The sequence below is a fragment of the Micromonospora echinaurantiaca genome, from assembly GCF_900090235.1.
GTDB classification, from domain to species: Bacteria; Actinomycetota; Actinomycetes; order Mycobacteriales; family Micromonosporaceae; genus Micromonospora; species Micromonospora echinaurantiaca.
Window position 1 is genome coordinate 112,135 of the sequence record NZ_LT607750.1, and the last position, 23,631, is coordinate 135,765.

The 23,631-nt window shown below is 72.7% G+C and carries 20 protein-coding genes and 1 pseudogene; 13 read left to right on the top strand and 8 right to left on the bottom strand.

The window, feature by feature from the left end:
- Window positions 1-86: 86 nt before the first annotated feature.
- On the top strand, window positions 87-1,784 hold the full coding sequence (locus GA0070609_RS00535) for an FAD-dependent oxidoreductase (RefSeq protein WP_088991963.1): 1,698 nt from the start codon (window positions 87-89) through the stop codon (window positions 1,782-1,784).
- 18 nt (window positions 1,785-1,802) lie between these two features.
- On the opposite strand, the gene GA0070609_RS00540 is transcribed toward GA0070609_RS00535, so the two are convergent.
- Window positions 1,803-2,720 carry a Brp/Blh family beta-carotene 15,15'-dioxygenase gene (locus GA0070609_RS00540; RefSeq protein WP_157748025.1) on the bottom strand — a complete coding sequence of 306 codons (918 nt, stop codon included), beginning with the start codon at window positions 2,718-2,720 and terminating at the stop codon, window positions 1,803-1,805.
- A 139-nt stretch (window positions 2,721-2,859) separates the two neighbouring features.
- A complete protein-coding gene (locus GA0070609_RS00545; RefSeq protein WP_088991965.1) occupies window positions 2,860-3,558 on the bottom strand; it encodes a bacteriorhodopsin in 699 nt (232 codons plus the stop codon).
- 355 nt (window positions 3,559-3,913) lie between these two features.
- Here GA0070609_RS00545 and guaA point away from each other — a divergent pair, with 355 nt between their 5' ends.
- Window positions 3,914-5,467, top strand: coding sequence for a glutamine-hydrolyzing GMP synthase (gene guaA, locus GA0070609_RS00550; RefSeq protein ID WP_088991966.1), 1,554 nt, complete (start codon window positions 3,914-3,916; stop codon window positions 5,465-5,467).
- 7 nt (window positions 5,468-5,474) lie between these two features.
- On the opposite strand, the gene GA0070609_RS00555 is transcribed toward guaA, so the two are convergent.
- A complete protein-coding gene (locus GA0070609_RS00555) occupies window positions 5,475-5,807 on the bottom strand; it encodes a PspC domain-containing protein (RefSeq protein ID WP_088991967.1) in 333 nt (110 codons plus the stop codon).
- Window positions 5,808-5,951: 144 nt separating this feature from the next.
- Between GA0070609_RS00555 and GA0070609_RS00560 the strand changes: the two genes are divergently transcribed.
- The 3 genes from GA0070609_RS00560 (at window position 5,952) to GA0070609_RS00570 (ending at window position 9,368) form a co-directional block, all read left to right on the top strand.
- Window positions 5,952-6,899, top strand: coding sequence for an NUDIX domain-containing protein (locus tag GA0070609_RS00560; protein WP_088991968.1), 948 nt, complete (start codon window positions 5,952-5,954; stop codon window positions 6,897-6,899).
- Window positions 6,900-7,011: 112 nt separating this feature from the next.
- A complete protein-coding gene (locus GA0070609_RS00565) occupies window positions 7,012-7,917 on the top strand; it encodes an NUDIX hydrolase (RefSeq protein ID WP_088991969.1) in 906 nt (301 codons plus the stop codon).
- 530 nt (window positions 7,918-8,447) lie between these two features.
- Entirely contained in the window at window positions 8,448-9,368 is a 921-nt protein-coding gene (locus GA0070609_RS00570) for a CDP-alcohol phosphatidyltransferase family protein (RefSeq protein WP_088991970.1), read from the top strand.
- Window positions 9,369-9,423: 55 nt separating this feature from the next.
- Here the strand turns inward: GA0070609_RS00570 and GA0070609_RS00575 are convergent, their stop codons facing one another.
- The 3 genes and pseudogenes from GA0070609_RS00575 to GA0070609_RS00585 all read right to left on the bottom strand — a co-directional run bounded on the left by GA0070609_RS00575 (window position 9,424) and on the right by GA0070609_RS00585 (window position 13,143).
- On the bottom strand, window positions 9,424-10,671 hold the full coding sequence (locus GA0070609_RS00575) for a phosphatidylserine decarboxylase (protein ID WP_088991971.1): 1,248 nt from the start codon (window positions 10,669-10,671) through the stop codon (window positions 9,424-9,426).
- 535 nt (window positions 10,672-11,206) lie between these two features.
- Window positions 11,207-11,473, bottom strand: a pseudogene (locus GA0070609_RS00580) (hypothetical protein); the annotation flags it as partial.
- Window positions 11,470-13,143 carry a PspC domain-containing protein gene (locus GA0070609_RS00585; protein ID WP_088991972.1) on the bottom strand — a complete coding sequence of 558 codons (1,674 nt, stop codon included), beginning with the start codon at window positions 13,141-13,143 and terminating at the stop codon, window positions 11,470-11,472. The gene GA0070609_RS00585 and the pseudogene GA0070609_RS00580, both read right to left, overlap by 4 nt.
- A gap of 240 nt (window positions 13,144-13,383) precedes the next feature.
- Here GA0070609_RS00585 and GA0070609_RS00590 point away from each other — a divergent pair, with 240 nt between their 5' ends.
- The 3 genes from GA0070609_RS00590 to GA0070609_RS00600 all read left to right on the top strand — a co-directional run bounded on the left by GA0070609_RS00590 (window position 13,384) and on the right by GA0070609_RS00600 (window position 16,595).
- A complete protein-coding gene (locus tag GA0070609_RS00590) occupies window positions 13,384-14,580 on the top strand; it encodes an ATP-binding protein (protein WP_231928824.1) in 1,197 nt (398 codons plus the stop codon).
- Complete coding sequence (locus GA0070609_RS00595; RefSeq protein WP_088997398.1) at window positions 14,580-15,266, top strand: response regulator; 687 nt, start codon at window positions 14,580-14,582, stop codon at window positions 15,264-15,266. Before GA0070609_RS00590 ends, GA0070609_RS00595 begins: the two co-directional genes overlap by 1 nt.
- 186 nt (window positions 15,267-15,452) lie before the next feature.
- Complete coding sequence (locus tag GA0070609_RS00600) at window positions 15,453-16,595, top strand: thioester domain-containing protein (RefSeq protein WP_088991973.1); 1,143 nt, start codon at window positions 15,453-15,455, stop codon at window positions 16,593-16,595.
- Between the two features lie 123 nt (window positions 16,596-16,718).
- Here GA0070609_RS00600 and GA0070609_RS00605 read toward each other — a convergent pair whose 3' ends face one another.
- Window positions 16,719-16,901 (bottom strand): PIG-L family deacetylase, encoded by a 183-nt coding sequence (locus tag GA0070609_RS00605; RefSeq protein ID WP_088991974.1) that lies wholly within the window; start codon window positions 16,899-16,901, stop codon window positions 16,719-16,721.
- A 430-nt stretch (window positions 16,902-17,331) separates the two neighbouring features.
- Here GA0070609_RS00605 and GA0070609_RS00610 point away from each other — a divergent pair, with 430 nt between their 5' ends.
- From GA0070609_RS00610 to GA0070609_RS00630, 5 genes are all read left to right on the top strand, one after another.
- Window positions 17,332-18,975, top strand: coding sequence for a peptide ABC transporter substrate-binding protein (locus tag GA0070609_RS00610; protein WP_088991975.1), 1,644 nt, complete (start codon window positions 17,332-17,334; stop codon window positions 18,973-18,975).
- A gap of 146 nt (window positions 18,976-19,121) precedes the next feature.
- Window positions 19,122-20,048 (top strand): ABC transporter permease, encoded by a 927-nt coding sequence (locus GA0070609_RS00615; RefSeq protein ID WP_088991976.1) that lies wholly within the window; start codon window positions 19,122-19,124, stop codon window positions 20,046-20,048.
- Complete coding sequence (locus GA0070609_RS00620; protein ID WP_088991977.1) at window positions 20,041-21,018, top strand: ABC transporter permease; 978 nt, start codon at window positions 20,041-20,043, stop codon at window positions 21,016-21,018. The genes GA0070609_RS00615 and GA0070609_RS00620 overlap by 8 nt, the downstream gene beginning before the upstream one ends.
- A gap of 26 nt (window positions 21,019-21,044) precedes the next feature.
- Window positions 21,045-22,067 carry an ABC transporter ATP-binding protein gene (locus GA0070609_RS00625; RefSeq protein ID WP_088991978.1) on the top strand — a complete coding sequence of 341 codons (1,023 nt, stop codon included), beginning with the start codon at window positions 21,045-21,047 and terminating at the stop codon, window positions 22,065-22,067.
- On the top strand, window positions 22,060-23,073 hold the full coding sequence (locus GA0070609_RS00630) for an ABC transporter ATP-binding protein (protein WP_088991979.1): 1,014 nt from the start codon (window positions 22,060-22,062) through the stop codon (window positions 23,071-23,073). Before GA0070609_RS00625 ends, GA0070609_RS00630 begins: the two co-directional genes overlap by 8 nt.
- Window positions 23,074-23,151: 78 nt before the next feature.
- Here GA0070609_RS00630 and GA0070609_RS00635 read toward each other — a convergent pair whose 3' ends face one another.
- Complete coding sequence (locus tag GA0070609_RS00635) at window positions 23,152-23,562, bottom strand: chorismate mutase (protein ID WP_088991980.1); 411 nt, start codon at window positions 23,560-23,562, stop codon at window positions 23,152-23,154.
- Window positions 23,563-23,631: the final 69 nt, after the last annotated feature.

Sequence of the window (23,631 nt, forward strand, 5' to 3'; positions counted from 1 at the left end):
CGGGGGGCGGCGGGCGGTGGACGGGGTGCATGATCGCGCGAAAACTGCCCCTGGCGCGACAGCTACTGACCGGTAATGATGCGTCCATGCGGTACGACGTGCTCGTCATCGGGTCCGGCTTCGGCGGCAGCGTGACCGCGCTGCGGCTGGCCGAGAAGGGCTACACCGTCGGCGTGCTGGAAGCCGGGCGGCGGTTCGCCGACGACGAGTTCCCGCAGACCTCCTGGCGGCTGCGCCGCTTCCTCTGGGCGCCGAAGCTGGGCTGCTACGGCCTGCAACGGATCACCCTGCTCCGCCCCGCCGACCGCCGGGCCGGCGGCGGGGTGATGGTGCTCTCCGGCACCGGGGTCGGTGGCGGCTCGCTGGTCTACGCGAACACCCTCTACGAGCCGCTGCCCGCGTTCTACGCCGACCCGCAGTGGCGGGACATCACCGACTGGCGCGACGAACTGGCCCGACACTACGACCAGGCGAAGCGGATGCTCGGCGTCACCACGTACCCGATGGTCACCGGCGCGGACCGGGCGATGCGGGCGGTGGCCGAGCGGATGGGGGTGGGGCACACCGTGCACGCCACCCCGGTCGGGGTGCACATCGGCCGCCCCGGCGAGCGGGTCGCCGACCCGTACTTCGGCGGCGCCGGCCCGGAGCGCACCGGCTGCACGCACTGTGGCGCCTGCATGACCGGCTGCCGGCACGGGGCGAAGAACACCCTGGTGAAGAACTACCTCTGGCTGGCCGAGCGGCTCGGCGTGCGGGTGCACCCGCTGACCACGGTGACCGCGGTCCGGCCGGCCGCCGACGGCGGCTACGCGGTGGAGACCGTCCGCACCGGGGCGTGGCTGCGCCGGCGCCGCCAGGTGATCCACGCCGACCAGGTGGTCTTCGCCGCCGGCGCGCTCGGCACCCAGCGGCTGCTGCACGAGATGAAGGCCACCGGCGCGCTGCCCGCGCTCTCGCCCCGGCTCGGCGAGCTGACCCGGACCAACTCGGAGGCCATCCTCGGCGCCTCGGTGCCCCGCCGGCAGGCCCGGGCGCAGGGGATCGACTTCACCGAAGGGGTGGCGATCACCAGCTCGTTCCACCCCGACCCGCAGACCCACATCGAACCGGTCCGCTACGGCCGGGGCTCCAACGCGATGGGGCTGCTCCAGTCGCTGCTGGTCGACGGCGGGCCGCACCGGGTACGCCGCTGGCTGGGCATCCTGCTGCGCCAACCCGGCACCGCGGCCCGGATGCTCAGCGTGCGCGGCTGGTCGGAGCGTACGGTGATCGCCCTGGTCATGCAGTCCGCCGACAACTCGCTGACCACCCGGCTCCGGCGTGGCCCGTTCGGCCGGCGGCTGGTCTCCGGCCCCGGCCACGGCACCCCCAACCCGACCTGGATCCCGGCCGGCAACACCGCCGCCCGGCTGCTCGCCGAGGAGATCGGTGGGGTGCCCGGCGGCTCGCTCACCGAGCCCTTCGACATCCCGATGACCGCGCACATCCTGGGCGGAGCGGTGATCGGCGCCACGGCGGCCGACGGGGTGATCGACCCCTGGCACCGGGTCTACGGGCACCCCGGGCTGCACGTGGTGGACGGCGCGGCGATCTCGGCGAACCTCGGGGTGAACCCGTCGCTGACCATCACCGCCCAGGCCGAACGCGCCATGTCGTTCTGGCCCAACAAGGGCGAGCCGGACCCCCGGCCCCCGCTCGGTGCCGCGTACCGCCGCCTGGACCCGGTCCCCCCACGCCACCCCGCGGTCCCGGCGGACGCCCCCGGCGCCCTCCGGAGGTGACCGGGGCCGGCGCCCGGGTCAACCCGCCGGGCGTCGGAGCACGGGTTCGCGCCGGTCCGTCCAGGCGACCAGTGCCGCGTGCGGGAGGGTCAGCGCGGCCAGCACGGCGACCGTCGCGGGCAGCGGGTCCGCCCGGTGGCCGGGCCAGGTGACCAGGGCGAGCAGGGCGGCGACGGCGACCGCCGTGGGGGCCGCCGCCTGCCGCGCGAAGCGACGCAGCGGCGGTCCGACCCGCCCGGCCTCCAGGTCGGCCGCGTTCCCCGGATCGTGTCGCAGCAACCGGGCGACGTGGCGGCAGGAGTGCCAGGCCGCGAAGTACGCCCCGATGGCCAGGGCCGGCGGCACGGTGCTGAACAGCGCGGTGAGCAGGGCCGGTGGGACGGCGTCGCGGACGCGTCCGGCACGCACCTCCCGGATCGCGGTGGCCGCGACCGCGCACAGCACGGTGGCCAGTGCCAGCGTCCTCACCTCGACGGTGAGCAGCGCCGGTGCCCGTGGGGCCACCGCCGCCAGCAACGGGTCGACCTGGTCCCGCCACAGCGCCAACGGGACGACCACCGGCGGTCCCCCGTACGCGAGCACGGCGGCCACTCTCGGCCGGATCGGTCGGCGGTCCCGTTCGGCGTGGAACGCCTCGTCGGCGGTGCCGAAGTGGACAACCGACACGATGAGGAAGCCGACCAGCGCCAGGTCCGGCGCGGCCCGGAAGGCCGTCAGCCCGACGCCGGCCACGGCCGGGTAGGCGACCAGCAGCGCCACGCGTGCCGACACCGGGCGGCCGCGCGCCGACAACCAGGCGGGCACCAGGTGGTCGACGGCGCCGTGCGGGAGCCCGAGGAGCAGCCCCGCGAGCAGGAAGGCCGGCGAGCTGACCGGCCCGGCGGCGTCGATCAGCGGCGACAGTGCCAGCAGGCCGCCGAGCGCGAGCTGCGACACTGTCCCGGCGCACCGCAGCAGCCGGTCCGGCCTTCGCGGGCCCTCCGCCTCGTCGGTCGCGCCCGACGGCGGCCGTGCGGTCCGGGCGGGTGCCCGGCCGTCCGCCACCGGCACTCGGGGGCCGGCCCCGCGCGCCGGGTCAGACGACGGTGAGGTGTCCACGGTCGGACAGGGCGCGAAGCCGGCCGAGATCGAGGATGCTCCAGCCCACCTTCGTGAGGATGGACAGCAGGACGAAGAGCAGGCTGGTGGTGGCGGAGCTGATCAGGCCGAGACCGGTCGGGCCGATCATCCAGAACAGGGGGTAGCCCACCCAGAGCACGCTGAGCATCAGGGCGGCCTCCGTGTACACCGCCGCGACCGGTTCCGGCTGACGGTGCGCGTGGGTGCGCAGCGGGCCCCAGACCAGGCCGTAGATGCCGAGGAACGCCAGGACCCCGATCGTGAACAGGGTGTATCGGAGCGTGGCGTCCGCCGCGAGCTCGGCGGTCACCCCGCTGAGGAACACCACCAGGTTCGTCCCGACGAGGGCACCCGCCAGTCCCCAGCGGCGCCCGGGCAGCGAGTGCGTCGCGGTCAGAACCAGGGCCACCAGCAGCAGGGGGGAGGTGACCGCCCAGTCGACGTACCGCGCCCAGTAGAGCGTGTGGCCAGCCACCTCCGCCCGGCCGCCGCCCAGCGCCATGACCAGGTACCAGAAGCCCGACCAGAGCGGGATCGCGATCGCCACCCGGTACTCGCTGAGCGGGACTCCCCGCGGGTTGGCCTGCCAGCGAATGAACAGCACGACCCCAGCGGCCATGGCGGCGACGTACATCCACAGCCACCACTCGGTCATGCCCACTCCTCGGCCGACTCCCGACGCGCCGCGCACCCGGCTGCGCGCTTCCGATCCCGGGCGGGAGCCTGTGCGGGACGACAGGGACACCGTATACAGCCCAAAAGCCGCAGATCTGGCTAATGACTCCCGCGGGCGGGGTGGTGCCGCCGTCAGATCACCTGCACGGTGGCCGACATCACCTCCGGGGTGGCGCGCGGCGTCCGGCTCCACGACGTCGCGTGCGGGCTCGGCGTGGCCGAGAGGTACGTGCGCCGGTCGCCGCGCGTCGCCCGGCCACCTGGGGGTCTACCCGCGGTGGCGTAGCGGCGGACCGGCGGGGGGTCCGGCGGCGTCGTCGGTAGGATTTGCTGCCATGAGCACGCCTCGCCCCGTCCTCGTGGTGGACTTCGGAGCCCAGTACGCCCAGCTCATCGCGCGCCGGGTGCGCGAGGCCAACGTCTACTCGGAGATCGTGCCGCACTCGATGCCGGTCGCCGAGATGCTGGCCAGGGACCCGGCCGCGATCATCCTCTCCGGCGGTCCGGCCAGCGTCTACGCCCCGGAGGCGCCGCAGATCGACGCCGGCATGTTCGACGCCGGGGTGCCGGTCTTCGGCATCTGCTACGGCTTCCAGGCGATGGCCCAGGCGCTCGGCGGCACGGTGGCCCGCACCGGCAACCGGGAGTACGGCGGCACCCCGCTGCGCGCCCGCTCAGAGGCCGGTGTGCTGCTCCGCGAGCTGCCGGACGACCTGCCGGTCTGGATGAGCCATGGCGACTGCGTGACCGAGGCCCCGGCCGGCTTCACGGTGACCGCCGAGTCGGCGGGCGCGCCGGTGGCCGCGTTCGAGGACCTGGCCGGCCGCCGCGCCGGCGTGCAGTTCCACCCGGAGGTCGGGCACACCGCGCACGGCCAGGAGATGCTGCGCCGCTTCCTCTACGACATCGCCGGCATCGAGCCCACCTGGACGCCGGAGAACATCATCGACGAGCAGGTGGCCCGGATCCGTGAGCAGGTCGGTGACAAGGAGGTCATCTGCGGCCTGAGCGGCGGGGTCGACTCGGCGGTCGCCGCCGCGCTGGTGCACAAGGCCGTCGGCGACCAGCTCACCTGCGTCTTCGTCGACCACGGCCTGCTCCGCGCCGGTGAGGCCGAGCAGGTGGAGAAGGACTACGTCGCCGCCACCGGGATCAAGCTGAAGGTGGTGGACGCCGCCGACCGGTTCCTCGGCGCGCTGACCGGGGTGACCGACCCGGAGCAGAAGCGCAAGATCATCGGCCGGGAGTTCATCCGGGTCTTCGAGGCCGCCGCCCGTGAGGTCGCCGCGCACGGCGACGTCGAGTTCCTGGTGCAGGGCACCCTCTACCCGGACGTGGTGGAGTCCGGCGGCGGCACCGGCACGGCCAACATCAAGAGCCACCACAACGTCGGCGGTCTTCCGGAGGACCTGAAGTTCGCCCTGGTCGAGCCGCTGCGCACGCTCTTCAAGGACGAGGTCCGCACGCTCGGCCTCCAGCTCGGCCTGCCCGAGGCGATGGTCTGGCGGCACCCGTTCCCGGGGCCGGGCCTGGCCATCCGGATCATCGGCGCGGTGGACCGGGAGCGGCTGGACGTGCTGCGCCGGGCCGACCTGATCGCCCGGGAGGAGTTGAGCGCCGCCGGGCTGGACCGGGGCGTCTGGCAGTTCCCGGTGGTGCTCCTGGCCGACGTGCGCAGCGTCGGGGTGCAGGGCGACGGGCGCAGCTACGGGCATCCCGTGGTGCTGCGCCCGGTCTCCAGCGAGGACGCGATGACCGCCGACTGGTCGCGGCTGCCGTACGAGGTGGTCGCGAAGATCTCCACCCGGATCACCAACGAGGTCGCCGAGGTCAACCGGGTGGTGCTGGACGTGACCAGCAAGCCGCCGGGCACCATCGAGTGGGAGTGACCCGGCGTCACGCCGCCGGCGGGTAGGTCGGCGGCGCCGGCTGCCCGGTGGCGGTCGGCGGGACGGTGGGCTGCGCCACCGTGGGCGGCGCGGTCTCCGCCGGGTGCGGCCAGGCCGGCGCGTCCGCCGGCTCCTCGGGCATCAGGAACCACATGATCGGGTACGCGAGCAGCGCGAGCCCGCCGGTGAGCAGGCCGGTGACGGCGAACACGACCCGGACCAGGGTGGGGTCGACGGCGAAGTAGCGGCCGAGGCCGCTGGCCACCCCGGCCACCATCCGGTCGGTGGTCGGGCGGCGGAGCTGCTTGTACGGGGCCTGGGGAGGGCTGGTGTGTGTCATGCCTCAACCCTCCGCGCGGGCGGCCGGATCGACCTCGGTGACCGCCCGGAGCCTTACCCTGACCGGCCCCTGATTCGGGAGCCTTGAGTCAGGAATCTGACTCTTTTCGATGCCGGTAACCGGCGCCGGGGAGAATTTCCTCCCGTGACCACCACGCTCAAGCCGCTCCGCAGGATCGCGGCATACGCAGTCTGTGCTGACCCGATCGGCCGGGTGTTGCTGGTCCGCGCGTCGGAGCGGTCCGGCACACCGGGCACGTGGTCGCTGCCCGGCGGGGCGGTCGACCACGGCGAGGACCCGAACCACACGGTGGTCCGGGAGACCGCTGCCGAGACCGGCCTCTCGGTCACCGTCGACGGTCTCGACGACGTGCTGGCCGACATGCGGGCGCTGCCCGAGCGGGGCATCACCATCCACACCGACCGGCTGCTCTACCGGGTGTCGGTCCGCGGCGGGACGCTCACCGACCGGGTCGACCGGCCGACCGACCTGGCCCGCTGGTTCACCCGTGAGGAGGCCGCCGAGCTGCCGCTGCGCTCGTTCACCGCGCGCGCCCTCGACCTGCCCGCCTCCTCGGCCGACGTGGTGCCCGACGAGCCGCCGGAGTTCCCCTCCTTCTACGCCGTGCCCGGCCCCGACGGGCTGCACCGGGCGCAGCGCTTCGCCGCGTACGCGGTCTGCACCGACCCGGAGGGGCGGGTGCTGCTCACCCGGGTGGCCGACGGCTACCCCGGCGCGGGCTGCTGGCACCTGCCCGGCGGCGGCACCGACTACGGCGAGCAGCCGGGTGCGGCGCTGATCCGGGAGCTGGTCGAGGAGACCGGGCAGACCGGCCGGCTGGTCGAGCTGCTCGGGGTGGCCAGCCACCGGGACGCCGCCTCGCTCGGCCCCGAGGGTTACCCGATCGACTGGCACGGCGTCCGCGCGTTCTACCGGGTGGTGGTCGACCAGCCCGCCCCGCCCACGGTCGCCGACGTCGGCGGCTCCACCTGCGAGGCCCGCTGGTTCGCCCCCGCCGAGCTCGGCGCCCTGCCCACCGACCGGCTCACCGAGGTGACCGCCGAGGCCGTCCAGGCCGCCCGCCTCGCCTGACCCGGTTCCGCACCCGCCCGTTGATCATGAGGTTGACCGCGCGACACGCCGCCACGCAGCCCGCTAACCTCATGATCGACGGGGTGGAGCCGGCGGTGCGGGGGAGCGGCGGGTGGTCCGGGAAGTGCGGCGGGTGGGGGCGTACGGGGTGTGCGAGGACGCCGGGCGGGTGTTGCTGGCCCGGAGCTCGGCCGGGTGCCCGTACCCGGGCGTCTGGCAGTTGCCGGGCGGCGGGGTGGAGCACGCCGAGCACCCGGCGCACGCCGTGGTCCGCGAGTTCGCCGAGGAGACCGGCCTCACCGTCGAGGTGACCGGGCTGCGGGCCGTCCTGGCGGACGTGGCCAGCTTCTCCGAGGACGACGTCGCCGTGCACACCGACCGGCTGGTCTTCGACGTGGTCGCGCGGGGCGGCGAGCTGCGGCCGGAGCCGGCCGGCGGCAGCGACGACGTGGCCTGGTTCACCCCCGCCGAGGCGGCCGGGGCGCCGCTGATGCCGTTCACCGCCGAGCTGCTCGGGTTGCCCGTGTCGCCCCTGCCCGGCCTGCCCCGGTCACTGCCTGTCGAGCAGGCCGCCCCGCCGCACCCCGACCGGCGGCTGCGCTTCGGTGCGTACGGGCTGGTGACCGATCCGGCCGGGCGGGTGCTGCTGACGATGATCGCCGACGGCTACCCGGGGGCGGGCCGGTGGCACCTGCCCGGCGGCGGCACCGACCACGGTGAGCAGCCGGTCGCCGCGCTGCTGCGGGAGCTGGTCGAGGAGGGCGGCCAGCTCGGCCGGGTGGTCGAGCTGATCGGGGTGGACAACCTGCACAACCCGGCCGCCCTCGGCCCGGAGGGGCGCCCGCTGGACTGGCACGGCGTCCGGGTGATCTACCGGGTGGCGGTGGACGCGCCCACCGAGGCGCGGGTCACCGAGCTGGCCGGGGGCTCCACCGCGCGGGCCGCCTGGTTTACCCCGGAGCAGCTCGCCGGGCTCCCGCTCACCGAGATCGCCGCAAAGGTGGTCCCGCGCCCGTAAAGCTGACCGGCCCGACCCGGCCCGACCCGGCGCGACCCGGCGCGGCCCGGCGCGGCGCGGCCCGGCCCGACCCGGCGCGGCCCGGCCCGGACGGGCATGGCCACGGTCCCGGTCAGCCGTGTCCGGGCAGGCCGTGTCCGGTCGGTCACCGTTCGGTGGCGGGAACCGGACAGCCGGGCGGACAGCACCCGCTCACCGAGCTGAGGTGGGCGCGCTCCGGTACAGTCGGGGTGGGGTTGGTGGAGGAAACGGGCGATGGAGCCCGGGATGGGAATAAGAGAGCGGTTCGCGCGGTTTAAGGGAGATATAAGTACCGCCGGCAGCTATCGCCAATCCCCGTCCCTCTATGCAATGGTGTACTCCGCAAAACGGCTGCCGGGCCGAAGCGGTCCGGCACGAGACAGCCGGACGCTCCCGCCCTCGCGGCGGCCAGCCGATCCGGTGATGGAGGAAACGTGCCGAGAGCCCCATGGCGCCGGCGTCGTACGACTGACAGTCCGCGCCCCGCAGGGCGTCGCTGGGCGGGCCCGTTGCGCCGCAGCAGCACGTTCGCCCGCCAGGTGCTGCTGGTCCGGGTGGGTCGCCGCGATGGCGGTCCCCAGTCCGCCACCGACGTCGCGCTGCCGGAGCACCGTTACGCCGACCGACCCGGTCGCCGTTACGGCCTGAGCCGGATCCGTCGCGCCGAGGTCGAGGCGGTCATGCCGGTCAGCCCGGCCCTCGCGCCCGCCGCGCCGGTCGACGAGTCGCCCTCGATGTCGATCCCGCTGCTGCCCGGCGAGCGGACGGCCGCCCGCCGGATGAAGTTCGCGGTGGTCAACGCGTGCACTCTGGCCAGCCTGATGCTCGGCATGCTGGCGATCTTCCTCGCCATGCAGGGCGAGGTGCGGGTGGCCGCGCTCTGCCTGATCGCCTGCGTCGCCTTCGACGGGCTGGACGGCGCGCTCGCCCGCAAGCTCGGCGTGGCCAGCCCGTTCGGCGCGCAGATGGACTCGCTGGCCGACATGTGCTCGTTCGGCCTCGCCGCCCCGGTGGTGGTCTACGCCTCACTCGCCGGCTCGGTCTCCACGCCCGCCGCCGCGGTGGCGTGCGCGCTGGTCGCGGCGTGCGCGGCGATCCGGCTGGCCCGGTTCAACGTCTCGCCCAAGGACGGCCGGTTCTTCTGCGGGGTGCCCACCACGATGGCCGCCGCGGTGCTCGCGCTGACCGTCGCCATCGGGCTGCCCGTGCCGGGACCGGTGCTGGTGGCCGGGGTGGCCGTGCTGGCCTTCACGATGGTCTCCAGCTTCCCGTACGCCAAGCTCGCCCGGCTGGTCAAGCTACCGCCGTGGCTGTGGCTGGCGCCGGTGATCGGCGCCCTGGTCGACGTCCGGCTGACCTTCGCCCTGGTCGTGGTCGGCTACCTGGTCAGCGGCCCGGTGCTCTGGCTGCGCCAGCGCCGCACCGCCTGATCCTGAACAGCGAGAAGGGGGCGCCGCGAGCAGCGGCGCCCCCTTCTTCGTTCGCTCAGCGCCAGCGGGCGATGATCGTCGACCCGCCGACCACCTTGTCGCCCGGGCCGACCAGCGGCTCGGCGGCCTCGGCGGGCAGGTAGACGTCGGTCCGCGAGCCGAACCGGATCAGCCCGAAGCGCTCGCCCCGGGCCAGCAGCGTCCCGACCGGGGCCCGCTGCACGATCCGCCGGGCGATCAGGCCGGTCCGCTGCGCCACCACGACCGTGCCGCGGGTGGTGTCCAGCACCGTGTACGCCGCCACGTTGTGCTCCGCGTCCGGCTTCATCGCGTTGACGAAGCCGCCGTCGGCGACGAAGTAGTCGACCACCTTGCCGGCCACCGGCGACCGGTTGACGTGCACGTCCAGCACCGACAGGAAGACAGCGATCCGCAGCCACTCGCCGTCGCCGAAGCGCTCGTCGTGCAGCCGCTGCACCGACAGCACCTGGCCGTCGGCGCTGGCGACCACGGCCGACGGGTCCTCGGGCACGTCCCGCTCCGGGTCCCGGAAGAACGCCGCCACCGGAGCGGCGGCCAGCGCGGGCAGCAGCCAGAGCTTCGACTTGGGCCGGGCGAGGCGGGCCAGCGCGGCCAGCCCCAGGGTGATGCCGGCCGCGGCCACCCCGTTCGAGTCGATGTGCATGGTCCGGGTCAGCGGCACGCTCGACGGGCGGTAGGCCGGGGCCAGCCGGTCCGCCGCGGCGACGTCGGCCGGGGTGAAGCGCAGCCGGTGCACCCGTACCGGCGGGTTGTTGCGCAGCACCAGGTCGTTGCCGACGCCGTACAGCGCGCTCTGCCGGTCGAGTTCGGCCGCGGCTCCGGCGGTACGGCCCGGTGCGGTGGCCACGCTGAGCACCCCGCCGTCGGCGAGGTACTTCGTCAGCGACTCGATGCTGGTGCGGGCCTCGTCGGCGGTGCCGACGAACGCCTCGCCCGCGACGACCACGGCGGCGGGCTCGGCCTCGGCGAGCGTGTCCACCACCCGGACCCGCTCGGCGACCCAGCGGCCCTGGGCGGTCACGTGCTCCCGCAACCCGGCCGAGCTGGCCGTCCCGGCCGGCACGAGGGTGAGCGTGTCACCGGGCAGCAGCGCCTCGATCGCCGCGGCCAGCACCGCGGACTCCGGGGCGGCGCCGACCAGCAGGGCGGCCTTCGGGTCGTTGATCCGGGCGAGCTCGGCGACGAGGGTACGGGCGGCTCGCTCGCCGATGCGGACCGGACCGGACCGGCCGGGGGTGCGCACGGCGGGGGACTGGGTCATGTCGGACGGGCTCCTGACGGGGTAGCGACGGGCATCGCGGCGGGACCGCCACCGCGGCGCGGGCCGGCCGGCGAAGGCGAAATCTCCACCGGCCAGCATAGGCGGCCCCGGACCGGGGTCGCACCGGACGCGGTCAGCCGCGGGACCTGTCCCCGCCGGCCGGTGGCCCGGTGACCGGAGCTCCGGCGGACCGCTCCTCGGTGGCCGGGTTCTCGCCACCCGGCCGGCCCTGGTCGGTGAGGCGGTCCTCGGTCTCGTCGACCGGTCGGTCGGTGACGGTGCCGGCCGGCCATTCGTCGGCGGGGCGGTCCTCGGTGCCCTCGACCGGTCGGTCGGTCACCGCGTCGGTCGGCCACTCGTCGGCCTCGTCCCGGCCGACCCGGTTCGCGTCGGACACCGGGGCACCGGACATGGGCGCGGACACCTCCCAGTCGGAGCGGCCGGTCGGCCAGCCCGACCCGTCCGCCTCCGGCCAGCTGGGCTCGCCCGCGTCCGAGGTCGGCCGGTCGGCGACCGCCGGCAGGTCCAGGGCCGTCGGGTCGGTGCCGGCGGCACCGGCCGTGCCGGTGGCCGGCTCGCCCGTGGCCGGCGTGCTCGGCTGCTCCTCCCGGTTGGCCGAGCGGCCCGAGCGCAGCGCGCCGACCAGGCCGAGCAGGCCGATGACGATCAGCGCGCCGGCCAGGAACCAGCCCACGGGCGGCAGGGCCAACCCGAGCAGTTGGGCGAGCAGCCACCAGGCGGAGAGCCCGACGAAGATCAGCCCGAAGGCGAACGAGACGACGTCCGTGCGGTGGGCCTTCACCGGGTCACCTCCAGGTTGCCGGCGTTGACGTGGATGTAGAGCCGTAGCTTCCCGCCGCCGGGACCGTCCGCGCCCAGGTCCGTGGTCTCCCGCAGCGGGCCGTCCAGGCCGCCCGAGCGCCGGCCGAAGACGTTCGCGTCACCGGCGTTGACGTCCGCGACCGTGGTGACGTCCACGTTCGGCGGCACCACCACGGTGGCCTCACCGAAGTTGATCGACACGGTGATCTCGGTGTCCTTCTGGTCGAAGTCGACCGCCCGCAGATCCAGCACGGCGTCGCCGAAGCTGTTCTCGTACCGGACGGCGAGGTCGCGGTAGTCGGTCGGTGCCCAGGTCACCGCGCCGTCCACGCCGCGCACCCGGTCGTACGACTCGGCGACGGTGGCCACGGCCAGCGCGGCGGCGGTCACCAGACCGAGCGCGATCAGCCAGCGGGCCCGGCCGAACCAGGTGCCGACCAGCAGGCCGAGACCGATGGTGGCCAGCGCCGCCGCGAAGTAGGCCGACGCGCCGACCGCGAAGACGTCCAGCAGGTCGAGCACGGCTACCACGCCGAGGGCGAGGAAGATCAGCGAGAACGTCACGGCACCCAGCGGGGACCGCTCGCGCGGCCGCTTCGGTGGCTTCGGTGGCTTGGGCGGCTTCGGTGCGGGCGCGGTCTTCCCGGCGTACGGCCCGTGCGGGGCGAACGGCGGCCGGTAGCCGGCCGGAGGCAGCGGCGCGGTGACCGGCTGCCCGCTGGTCGGCGCGGGCGCGGGCCAGCCGGAGGTGGGCGCGGCGGGCGGCCAGCCGGTGGCCGGGCCGGCCACCGGGGGGTAGCCCTGCGTGGGAGCGGCCGGCGGGGCCGGCGGCCAGGCGGGCAGCTCGGCGGTGGTCGCGGCCGGCTGGCCGGAGATCGGCGGAGCCGGCGGCGCGCCCAGCTCACCGGTCACCGGGGCGGGTGCCGCGGCGGGCGCGACCGGCCCGGCCTGCGGCGCCGGGTACGCGGCGGGGGCCGGGTAGCTGACCGGCGGGACCGGGCCGGGCGGTGGCGCCGGGGTCGGCGGGACCGGTTGCGCCGGCCGGCCCTGGTTCTCCCGGTTCAGCAGCAGCGCGCCGCCGATCAGGATGGCCGCGCCGAGCAGCACCGCGCGGAACGCGTCGGTGACGATGTAGCCGAAGCTGACCGCGACCAGGATGCTGAGCACGATCACGGTGACCGGGGACATGCTCGACCGGCCCCGGCCCAGCATCGACTCGACCGGGGAGGCGCTGTCGCCCTCGCCCGGGATGATCAGCCACGCGGTGACGTAGACCAGGATGCCGATGCCGCCGAAGAAGCCGAGCACGGCGAGCAGCACCCGCCACAGCACCGGGTCGGTGTTGGTGGCCCGGCCGATCGCCGCGCAGACGCCGGCCAGGTAGCGGCCGTCGCGCGGGCGTACCAGCCCGTACCGCGTGGTGAAGCCGGCGGCGCCCGGCGGTGGCGGCGCGCCCGGGCCGGGCGGCGGCGTCCCCGCGCCAGGGGGTGGCGGCGGCGTCCCCGCGGTGCCACCGGCGTCGTTCGGCGCGGCCACCGGCGGTGGCGTCCCGAACGTGCCGGACGCGGTCCCGCCGGCGGTGGCACCGGGTGGTGGTCCACCCGGCTGCGCCGCCCCGGGACGGGGGGACTGGGCAGCTTCCTCGGTCATGCCCTCGATCCTGCTGCGCCGACCGCCCGAACGACCTCAGGACCCGACCCTGACCCCACCCTGAGATCCCGGCGCCCCGAATGTCGGGGGCGTCCCCGTGGCCGGGCGGCGGCGCAGCGTGTGACGATCGAACCGGCGCCGGCAGCGGCCCGCCGCCCGCCCCGTGCCCAGCCGAACAGGGAGCCTCCGATCAGCACCGTGACCCAGCCACCGCGCCTCTACCGCGCCCCCGAGCACCGGATGGCCGCCGGGGTGGCCGCCGGCATCGCCGACCATCTCGGCATCTCGGTGGTCCGGGTGCGGATCGCCTTCATGGTGCTGCTCGGGCTGAGCGGGCTCGGCCTGCTGCTCTACGCGGCGTTCTGGGCGGTGGTGCCGCTGCGACCGGGCGACACCGCGGTGCCGCCCCGGCGCGACGTCGCCCAGCTGCTGCCGTTCGTGGCGATCGGCCTCGGCGTGCTGCTGGTCCAGGTGATGGTCTTCGACTCGGTCGGCGCCGCCGGCACCGCCGGCTGGCTGGTCGCGATCATCGCGGTCGGCGCCGGGGTGATCTGGCACCAGTCCGCTCCGGAGCGGCGGCAGCGGTGGGGCGAGTCGTTGCCGGTGCCGTGGCTGGGCGCGGTGGTGGAGGAGAGCGACCGCCGGGCGTTCGTGCTCCGGTTCATCGGCGGCGGGGTGCTGGTCGCGGTCGGCATCATCGGCGTCGCCGCGGTCTACTCCCCGGCGCAGAACTTCGACGCCGTGCTCAACGGGGTGATCTTCGCGCTGGTCGGCCTGGCCGGGGTCGGTGTGGTGGCGGCGCCGGTGCTCTGGCGGACGTACAACCAGCTCCGCTCCGAGCGTGAGGGGCGGATACGGGAGCAGGAGCGGGCCGAGCTGGCCGCCATGGTGCACGACCAGGTGCTGCACACCCTCGCGCTGATCCAGCGCAACGCCGGTGACGTGAAGACGGTGCAGCGGCTCGCCCGGGGCCAGGAACGCTCGCTGCGCAACTGGCTCTACAAGCCGACCGGGTCGCCGACCGAGCGCTTCGCCGCGGCGCTGGAGCAGGCCGCCGCCGAGGTGGAGGACACCTTCGCGATCACCGTCGAGGCGGTGGTGGTCGGTGACCGGGAGACCGACGAGCGGGTCGGCGCGCTGGTCGCGGCCGCCCGCGAGGCGCTGGTGAACGCGGCCCGGCACGCGGGGGTGCAGACCGTCTCGCTCTACGCCGAGGTCGAGCCGGATCAGGTCAGCGTCTTCGTCCGGGACCGGGGGAAGGGCTTCGACCCGGATACGGTGGAGGATCACCGGCACGGTGTCCGGGGCTCGATCATCGGGCGGATGAAGCGGCACGGCGGCCGGGCGGAGATCCGGTCCGAGCCGGGGGAGGGGACCGAGGTCCGGTTGATCCTGCCGATCTCCCGGGACTCGTCCACGTCGGAAAGGGACAAGTGATGACCGAGCAGTCGATGGAACCGGTCGAGGGAGCGGGTGCCGGCGCGGAGCGGCTGCGGGTCTTCCTCGTCGACGACCACGCCATGTTCCGTGCGGGGGTCCGCGCCGAGCTGGGCGCCCACGTCGAGGTGGTGGGCGAGGCGAGCACCGTGGCCGAGGCGGTCAGCCGGATCGCCGCCACCCTGCCCGACGTGGTCCTGCTCGACGTGCACATGCCCGACGGCGGGGGCCGCGCGGTGCTGGACGCGATGCGGCGTACCCACCCGCAGGTGAAGTTCCTGGCGCTGAGCGTCTCGGACGCGGCCGAGGACGTGATCGGGCTGATCCGGGCCGGTGCCCGGGGCTACGTCACCAAGACCATCTCGCCGGACGAGCTGGCCGCGGCGATCCGCCGGGTGGCCGACGGCGACGCGGTGTTCAGTCCCCGGCTGGCCGGGTTCGTGCTGGACGCCTTCGCCGCCCGGCCGGACGCCCCGGTGGCCGACCCCGAGCTGGACCAGCTGACCAACCGGGAGCGCGAGGTGCTCCGGCTGCTCGCCCGGGGGTACGCGTACAAGGAGATCGCCAAGGAGCTCTACATCTCGATCAAGACGGTCGAGACGCACGTGTCGAACGTGCTCCGCAAGCTCCAGATGTCCAACCGGTACGAATTGTCCCGCTGGGCGGCCGATCGACGCCTGGTGTGACCTATTCCTCTTCCCCGTCAATCCGGACAGATGCCACGGATCTGGCCCGCAGGGGCTGACAAACGATCAATTCGCGTTTGATAATGCCCCGTCGCGTTCTCGCGCGCGGGTGGTGCGCATCCCGCGGGAACGGCGGCCCACGCAACCCGCCCGGAGCGGGTCACCCTGGGGAGAGGTACACATTTCATGATCGGACAACGAGGACGGCGCTGGGCCCGGATCGCCCTGGGCGTCGTCGCCGGTGGTGCGCTGGCGCTCGGCTTCGCCGCGCCGGCCGCCGCCGCGCCGGCCACCGGCGTGGCCAAGTCGGTCCCCGGCAGCAAGGTCACCCTGCTGCTGAACGGCAAGCCGAAGCCGGCCAGCGCCCTGGCGCTGAAGATCGACGGCAAGACCCTGCCGGCGTTCTGCATCGACTACCACACCAACGTGGCGATCAACGGCAAGTACGCCGAGGGCACCTGGGACGAGTCCCAGGTGAAGAACCTCGGCAAGGTGCAGTGGGTGCTCACCCACGGCTACCCGAACGCCGACCAGGCGAAGCTGCTGGCGGCCGCCGGTGCCACCATGCCGGAGAAGCTGGACGAGGCCAAGCGGAACAACCTGCTCTACTTCGGCACCCAGACCGCCGTCTGGCACTTCAGCGACGGCATCGAGTTGGGCGACTGGGTCAAGGACAAGGGCCTGCTCGGCAAGCAGCAGTACGACGTGGTCAAGAAGGTCCACGACTACCTGGTGGCCAACGCCACCGACCAGCCCGAGCCGAAGGCCGAGCTGACCGTCGACCCGACGAACGCCAAGGCGACCGTCGGCGAGAAGGCCGGTCCGTTCACGGTGAAGGGCCCGGCCGGCGAGATCACCATCAAGGTCACCGGCGGCGTGGCCGTCGACGCCGAGGGCAAGCCGGTCACCGCGACCACCAACGGCGGCCAGTTCTGGCTGACCGCCGAGGAGGCCGGTGAGGTCGAGGCGACGCTCTCCGCCAAGGGCTCGGTCTCCTTCGGGCGGGTCTTCCTCTACACCGGCGGCAAGGCGCAGAAGCTGATCCTCGGCGGTAGCACCGACGAGACGGTGACCGCCAAGGCGGCCGCCACCTTCACCGCCGCCCCGTCGTCGCCGACCCCGACGCCGACCACGCCGGCCGAGACGCCGTCGCCGTCGGCCCCGGCCGAGAGCCCGGCGCCGTCCACCTCGCCGGCCTCCAACGGCGGCGACCTGCCGCTGACCGGTTCCCCGATCGCCACCGCGATCACCGCCGGCCTGGTGCTGCTGGCCGCCGGCGCGGTCACCGTCCTGGTGGTCCGGCGCCGCAAGGTCCGCTTCACCGCCTGACCCGCCGTAGCTCGACCCGGCCCCGGCACCCGCCCCGCAGGCGGGCGCCGGGGCCGTCCCCATTCAGCCGCTCTGTCGTCCGACCCTCGGCAGGGCGGAAGCGCCGTTCTCGCCGTCCCAACATCAAACGATCATGTTCGGGGCCGGCTCGATCCGGCCGGCGACGACCGCGGTGGCCAGGTGGCCCTCGTCCACCCAGCTTGCTATCGTGCCCGCACAGCCGAAATCAACATCGTCCGGATGGGCAGACACGGCCGGCGCGCGGGTGACTCCGGAGAGCGCCGGAGCCGGCGCGGGGAAGGTCACAGCCGCTCCGTCCGCACCTGTCACAGAGCCCTACGTGGGTGTATCTTCCCTGCTCAGGGCGGTGCCGTTGAGATGCTTCATGATCTTTTCTCAAGTATCGGCAACGTGGCGACCAACTAACGGCTTGATAACGGCACCTTCACGCAACGGGCAAGTGAGTGTCACAGTGGCAGCACCTCACCCCTCGTGTGAGGCACTCCGTACGACCTGCGACCACCCTCCGCCGCCGCGAGCGGCTGCGGTTGGTGGTCGTGACGCGTGCGCGTGCCGAACCCGGTGGGTGCGGTGGCCCGGCGGATCGGTACCTCAGGGTGTCCCGATTTCTCTGCGGTAGGACCGGCGGCCCGCGGTACGGAGCCGACGGCGGCGTCACCCCCCAACGTGCGTGAAACCCACGACGAACCAGGTTAGAAAGAGGAGGCCCCTCGGAATGAGAGTCTCGAAGCGGGCAACGGGCGCGGTCGCGCTGGGCGCGGCGTTCGCGCTCGTCGCGTCCGGCTGCTCGGGCAGCGACAGCGACGGCGGCGACGCCGGCGCCAGCAGCGACGGCGCGATCACCATCGAAGGCACCCAGCCGGAGAACCCCCTGGTGCCGTCGAACACCACCGAGACCGGTGGTGGCAAGATCATCGACTGGATGTGGACCGGCCTGGTCGAGTACCCCAACGACGGTGGTGCTCCGCGGAACGCTCTCGCCGAGTCGATCGAGACGACCGACTCCAAGGTCTACAAGATCAAGATCAAGGAGAACACGAAGTTCCACGACGGCACCCCCGTCAAGGCCAAGAACTTCGTGGACGCCTGGAACTGGGGCGCGTACTCCCCGAACGGTGCCCAGAACGGCAGCTTCTTCGCCGACATCGACGGCTTCACCGAGGTCCACACCGAGGACCCGGACGGCGCCGAGGGCCCGCAGAAGGCCCCCGAGCCGACGGCCAAGGAGATGAAGGGCCTGAAGGTCCTGGACGACTGGACCTTCGAGGTCACCCTCGCGGCCCCGACCGCCGTGTTCCCGACCAAGCTCGGCTACAGCACCTTCATGCCGCTGCCGGACGCCTTCTTCACCCAGAAGCCGGAAGAGTTCGGCCGCAAGCCGATCGGTAACGGCCCGGTGAAGTTCGTGTCGTGGGAAGACGATCAGATGATCAAGCTGACTCGCTTCGACGACTACCAGCTGCGCGACAAGATGAAGATCAAGGACGTCAACGTCCGGATCTACCAGGACGACACGGCCGCCTACAACGATCTGCTGTCCGGCAACATCGACTTCATGCAGCAGGTTCCGGTCTCCTCGCTCGCGGGCGACAAGTGGAAGACCGACCTGGGCGAGCGGGCGATCGCCTCGACCACCCCGTCGACCGGCATCATCGCCTTCCCGATCTACGACGAGCGCTTCCGGAACGCCAAGCTCCGCAAGGCGATCTCGCTGTCGATCAACCGCCAGGAGATCAGCGACAAGATCTTCTTCGGCAACCGCAAGCCGGCCGACAGCTGGGCGAACCCGCTGACCCCGGGTGCCGCGCCGGGTAACTGCACCTCCTGCCAGTTCAACCCGGAGGAGGCCAAGAAGCTCCTGGCCGACGCCGGTGGCTTCACGGGCAAGCTGACCCTGGCCTACAACGCGGACGCCAGCCACAAGGAGTGGATGGAGGCCGTCGCCCAGCAGATCAAGACCAACCTGGGCATCGACGCCGTCGCCGAGGGTGTGCCGACCTTCGCGGTGTTCCGCCAGAACATCAACGCCCACAAGATGACCGGCATGTACCGCGCCGGCTGGCAGCAGGACTACCCGGACGTGGAGAACTGGGTCAACCCGCTCTACGTGACCGGTGGTTCCTCGAACGACGGCCAATACAGCAACAAGGAGGTCGACCGGCTGGCCAGGGAGGCGAGCTCCGCGGCGAACATCGAGGAGTCGCACGCCAAGTTCGCCGAGGCGGTCAAGCTCATCGACCAGGACGTTCCGTCGGTGCCGATCTACTTCGGTGGCCAGCAGTCCGGCCACTCGGAGAAGGTCAAGAAGCTCGAGCTGACCAACGTCGGCGAGCTCGACATCACCTCGGTCGAGCTCTGATCCGAACGGTCTGACCCCGGGTCGGGCTCACCTACCGGTGGGCCCGACCCGGGCCGTTCCGTGAGGAGGTGTTACAACATCTCCTCGCAAGGTCTGTCATCCCCGTGTCGGCCGTCCGACGCGCCCCCTGTCTGGAGGACCACCCCATGGGCCGTTATCTGTTGAGACGGCTGCTCCAACTCATTCCGGTCTTCATCGGCACCACGTTCCTCATCTACTGGCTCGTGTGGTCGGTGCCGGGCGACCCGTTCGCCGGCAAGTGCGGTGAGCGCGCTTGCCCGGACGCGTACGTCAACATGATGACCGAGAAGTTCAAGCTGAACGAGAACATTTTCGTCCAGTACGGCAACTACATGCAGAACCTGTTCCAGGGCGACTTCGGCACCACCTTCGGTGGCCGGCCGATCGGCGACATCATCGCCACGTCGTACCCGAACACGCTGAAGCTGGCCGTGGTCGCCCTCGCCATCGAGGCCCTCATCGGTCTCACCGCGGGCGTGCTGACCGGTCTGCGCCGCAACGGCTTCCTGGACAACCTGGTTCTCGTCTCCACCCTGTTCCTGATCGCGCTGCCGGTCTTCGTCATCGGCTTCGTGCTGCAGTGGGTGCTGGGTGTGCAGTGGGGCATCGTCAAGCCGACCGTCTCGAACGAGATGCGGATCTCCGAACTCATCGTGCCCGGCTTCGTGCTGGGCAGCGCCTCCATGGCGTACATCGCCCGGGTGTCGCGGACGAGCATCGCCGAGAACCGGCGGGCCGACTACGTGCGCACGGCGATCGCCAAGGGCCTGCCGATGCGCCGGGTGGTCGGGGTGCACCTGCTGCGCAACTCCCTCATCCCGGTCGTCACGCTGCTCGGCACCGACCTCGGCGCCCTGATGGGCGGCGCCATCGTCACCGAGGGCATCTTCGGCATCAACGGGATCGGTCGCCAGGTCTTCCGAGCGATCGTCACCAAGGAGAGCGCTACCGTTGTCTCCATCGTGGTGGTCCTGGTGCTGGTCTACCTGCTGATGAACCTGCTGGTCGACCTGCTCTACGCCGCCCTGGACCCGAGGATCCGCTATGAGTGACCCGAGCACCGCATCGATCGTCAGCACCCCCCGTCCCGAGCAGCCGAGTCAGATCGGTGCGCCGGCCGACGCGGGGCTGCCGGAGAACGCTCGCAAGGAGAAGCCGCGGGGTCTACTCGGCGACGCCTGGCAGGATCTGCGCCGTAAGCCGCTGTTCTGGATCTCGGCAAGTTTCATCGTGCTCTTCCTGGTGATGGCGGCGTTCCCGTCGCTGTTCACCAACGGCGACCCGGTCAACGGCTCGCTGTCGAACAGCCGGGTGGAGCCGGGGGCCAACGGCTGGTTCGGCTACGACGTGCAGGGCCGTGACGTGTTCGCCCGGGTCATCTACGGCGCCCGCGCCTCGATCGTGGTGGCGGTGCTCTCGGTGGCCGGCACGCTGCTGATCGGCGGCACGATGGGCATCATCGCCGGCTACCGCGGCGGCTGGGTGGACGGTTTGCTGTCCCGGATCGCCGACGTCTTCTTCGGCCTGCCGTTCGTGCTCGGCGCGATCGTCATCCTGACCACCTTCAACGGCTCGGGCACCGACAACAGCACCCCGGAGATCATGGGTCTGGTGATCCTCTCCCTGACGGTGCTGAGCTGGCCGGTGGTGATGCGGCTGATGCGCTCCTCGGTGCTGGCCACCAAGGAGGCGGACTACATCGTGGCCGCGCGGGCGCTGGGTGCCGGCACCGGCCGGATCATCCTGAAGCACCTGCTGCCGAACTGCCTGGCGCCGCTGCTGGTGTACGGCACGATCATGGTGGGTTCGTTCATCGGCGCCGAGGCGACGCTGTCCTTCCTGGGCGTCGGCCTGAAGACCCCGGTGGTGTCCTGGGGCATCATGATCAGCGAGGCGCAGAACTACATCCGCGTCTCGCCGTTCCTGCTCTTCTTCCCCGCCGCGTTCCTCGTCACCGCCGTGCTGAGCTTCGTGATGCTCGGTGAGGCGGTCCGCGAGGCCCTCGATCCGAAACTCCGCTAGGGGCGATTCAGTTGTCCGACATTCTCGTGTCCGAGCAGTCCGCGGCAGGCGCCTCCGGGCGCCCCGCCGGCCGGCTGCTGGAGGTCGACGACCTGCGCGTGGAGTTCCGTACCCGGGACGGCGTCGCCAAGGTCATCAACGGAGTCACGTACCACGTCGACGCGGGGGAGACCCTCGCCGTGCTCGGCGAGTCCGGCTCCGGCAAGAGCGTCACCGCCCAGACGATCATGGGCATCCTGGACACGCCCCCCGGCTTCGTCACCGGTGGTCAGGTCCGCTTCCACGGCAAGGACATGCTGAAGATGTCCGCCGAGGAGCGTCGCCGCATCCGCGGCGAGGGGATCGCCATGATCTTCCAGGACGCGCTCTCCGCGCTCAACCCGGTTTTCACCGTCGGGTTCCAGATCGCCGAGCAGTTCCGGGTGCGGCGTGGCCTGGGTCGCGCCGAGGCCAAGAAGCGCGCGATCGAGATGCTCGACCAGGTGAAGATCCCGAACGCCAAGGGCCGGTTCAACAACTACCCGCACCAGTTCTCCGGCGGTATGCGGCAGCGCGCCATGATCGCGATGTCGCTGGCGCTCGACCCGGAGGTGCTGATCGCGGACGAGCCGACCACGGCGCTGGACGTGACGGTGCAGGCCCAGATCATGGACCTGCTGGCCGAGCTCCAGCGGGAGCGGCAGATGGGCATGATCCTGATCACCCACGACCTCGGCGTGGTCGCCGACGTCGCGGACCGGATCGCGGTCATGTACGCGGGCCGGATCGTCGAGGAAGCCAACGTGTACGACCTGTACGCCAGGCCGGCGCACCCGTACACGCTCGGCCTGCTCAACTCGATCCCCCGGCTCGACGAGAAGGGGCAGCAGCTCCGGACGATCAAGGGTCTCCCGCCGAACCTGATGAACATCCCGCCGGGCTGCCCGTTCAACCCGCGCTGCCCCATGGCGCAGCCGGTCTGCCGGGAGAAGGTCCCGCCGCTGCTGCAGGTGGGTGCCGGCCGGGCCAGCGCCTGCCACTTCGCCGAGGAGCTGGTGAACCGTGACTGAGAACATCCTCGAGGTCCGTGACCTGGTCAAGCACTACCCCGTCACCCGCGGTGTGGTGTTCAAGAAGACGATCGGTCACGTCAAGGCCGTCGACGGGGTCTCCTTCGACCTGCGGGCCGGCGAGACCCTCGGCGTGGTGGGCGAGTCCGGTTGCGGCAAGTCGACGCTGGCCCGGGTGCTGATGAACCTGGAGCGGCCGACCGCCGGCAGCGTGCACTACAAGGGGCAGGACATCTCCAAGCTCTCCGGCGGTGCGCTGCGGCGGCTGCGCCGGCAGATCCAGCTGGTGATGCAGGACCCGTACACCTCGCTGAACCCGCGGATGACGGTCGGTGACCTGATCGGCGAGCCGTTCGAGATCCACCCGGAGGTGGCTCCCAAGGGCAGCCGCCGGAACAAGGTCAAGGAACTGCTCGACCTGGTGGGCCTCAACCCGGAGCACATCAACCGGTACCCGCACCAGTTCTCCGGCGGTCAGCGGCAGCGCATCGGCATCGCCCGGGCGCTGGCCCTGCGGCCCGAGATCATCGTCTGCGACGAGCCGGTGTCGGCGCTGGACGTGTCGATCCAGGCCCAGGTGATGAACCTGCTGGAGCAGCTGCAGAGCGAGTTCGGCCTGTCGTACGTGTTCATCGCGCACGACCTGTCGGTGGTGCGGCACCTCTCCGACCGGGTCGCGGTGATGTACCTCGGCAAGATCGTCGAGGTCGGCACCGAGGACGAGATCTACGAGCGGCCGACCCACCCGTACACCCAGGCGCTGCTGTCGGCGGTGCCGGTGCCGGACCCGACCGTGCGGGACAACAAGGCGATCATCCGCCTGACCGGTGACGTGCCGTCGCCGGTCAGCCCGCCCTCGGGCTGCCGGTTCCGTACCCGGTGCTGGAAGGCGCAGGACGTCTGCGCCGAGCAGGTGCCGCTGCTGGAGATCCGGCGGGGCTCGGACCACCCGAGCGCCTGCCACTTCGCCGAGAAGCGGGAGATCGTCGCCACCCACGAGGCGTGACCCCACCGGAACCGCCTGCCCGCGTCACCACGACGCCGGCAGGCGGTTCCGCGTCTGCGGGCCCGGCCGGCGTACGGCTCAGAGCGGCCCGCGCCCGGCGCGGAGCAGCAGCAGCGCCAGCTGGGTGCCGTCGGCGCCGAGGGCGACCCGGAAGCGCTCCAGGATCTCCCGCTCGCGGGCGAGCACCAGGCGGGTGCCGCCGGAGGCCATCCGGGTCGCGCCGACCTCCTGGGAGAGCCGGGCCCGCTCCTGCCACAGCTCGATGAGCGCCCGGTCGATCTCGTCGATCCGCTCCCGGATCTCCACGATCCGGGCGGCGGCGGACGGTTCCGCGGTGCCGGTGCCCGGGGTGGTCGTGCCGGGCCTGCCGGTCCGGCCCGCCGCGCCGTTGGCGGTCACGCCGTCGGCCGGGGCGTCGGCTTCCGCGCCGGCGCCGCCGGCGCCGGTCCGAGCCGGTCCGCCGCTCTGCTTCACCACGTCTGTCATCATCGGGTACCCCTCGCGCTGTGGTGCCCGGTGCCGGGATCCCGGGACGGAAAAAGCCCCGGGCTCCAGGAG

Bases quoted from the DNA above. Each gene is read 5' to 3' on its own strand.
- GA0070609_RS00600 (WP_088991973.1), top strand. From the start codon at position 15,453: ATGATCGGACAACGAGGACGGCGCTGGGCCCGGATCGCCCTGGGCGTC.
- GA0070609_RS00615 (WP_088991976.1), top strand. From the start codon at position 19,122: ATGGGCCGTTATCTGTTGAGACGGCTGCTCCAACTCATTCCGGTCTTC.
- GA0070609_RS00590 (WP_231928824.1), top strand. From the start codon at position 13,384: ATGGCCGCCGGGGTGGCCGCCGGCATCGCCGACCATCTCGGCATCTCG.
- GA0070609_RS00595 (WP_088997398.1), top strand. From the start codon at position 14,580: ATGACCGAGCAGTCGATGGAACCGGTCGAGGGAGCGGGTGCCGGCGCG.
- GA0070609_RS00585 (WP_088991972.1), bottom strand. From the start codon at position 13,143: ATGACCGAGGAAGCTGCCCAGTCCCCCCGTCCCGGGGCGGCGCAGCCG.
- GA0070609_RS00620 (WP_088991977.1), top strand. From the start codon at position 20,041: ATGAGTGACCCGAGCACCGCATCGATCGTCAGCACCCCCCGTCCCGAG.
- GA0070609_RS00575 (WP_088991971.1), bottom strand. From the start codon at position 10,671: ATGACCCAGTCCCCCGCCGTGCGCACCCCCGGCCGGTCCGGTCCGGTC.
- GA0070609_RS00545 (WP_088991965.1), bottom strand. From the start codon at position 3,558: ATGACCGAGTGGTGGCTGTGGATGTACGTCGCCGCCATGGCCGCTGGG.
- GA0070609_RS00555 (WP_088991967.1), bottom strand. From the start codon at position 5,807: ATGACACACACCAGCCCTCCCCAGGCCCCGTACAAGCAGCTCCGCCGC.
- GA0070609_RS00535 (WP_088991963.1), top strand. From the start codon at position 87: ATGCGGTACGACGTGCTCGTCATCGGGTCCGGCTTCGGCGGCAGCGTG.
- GA0070609_RS00635 (WP_088991980.1), bottom strand. From the start codon at position 23,562: ATGATGACAGACGTGGTGAAGCAGAGCGGCGGACCGGCTCGGACCGGC.
- guaA (WP_088991966.1), top strand. From the start codon at position 3,914: ATGAGCACGCCTCGCCCCGTCCTCGTGGTGGACTTCGGAGCCCAGTAC.
- GA0070609_RS00610 (WP_088991975.1), top strand. From the start codon at position 17,332: ATGAGAGTCTCGAAGCGGGCAACGGGCGCGGTCGCGCTGGGCGCGGCG.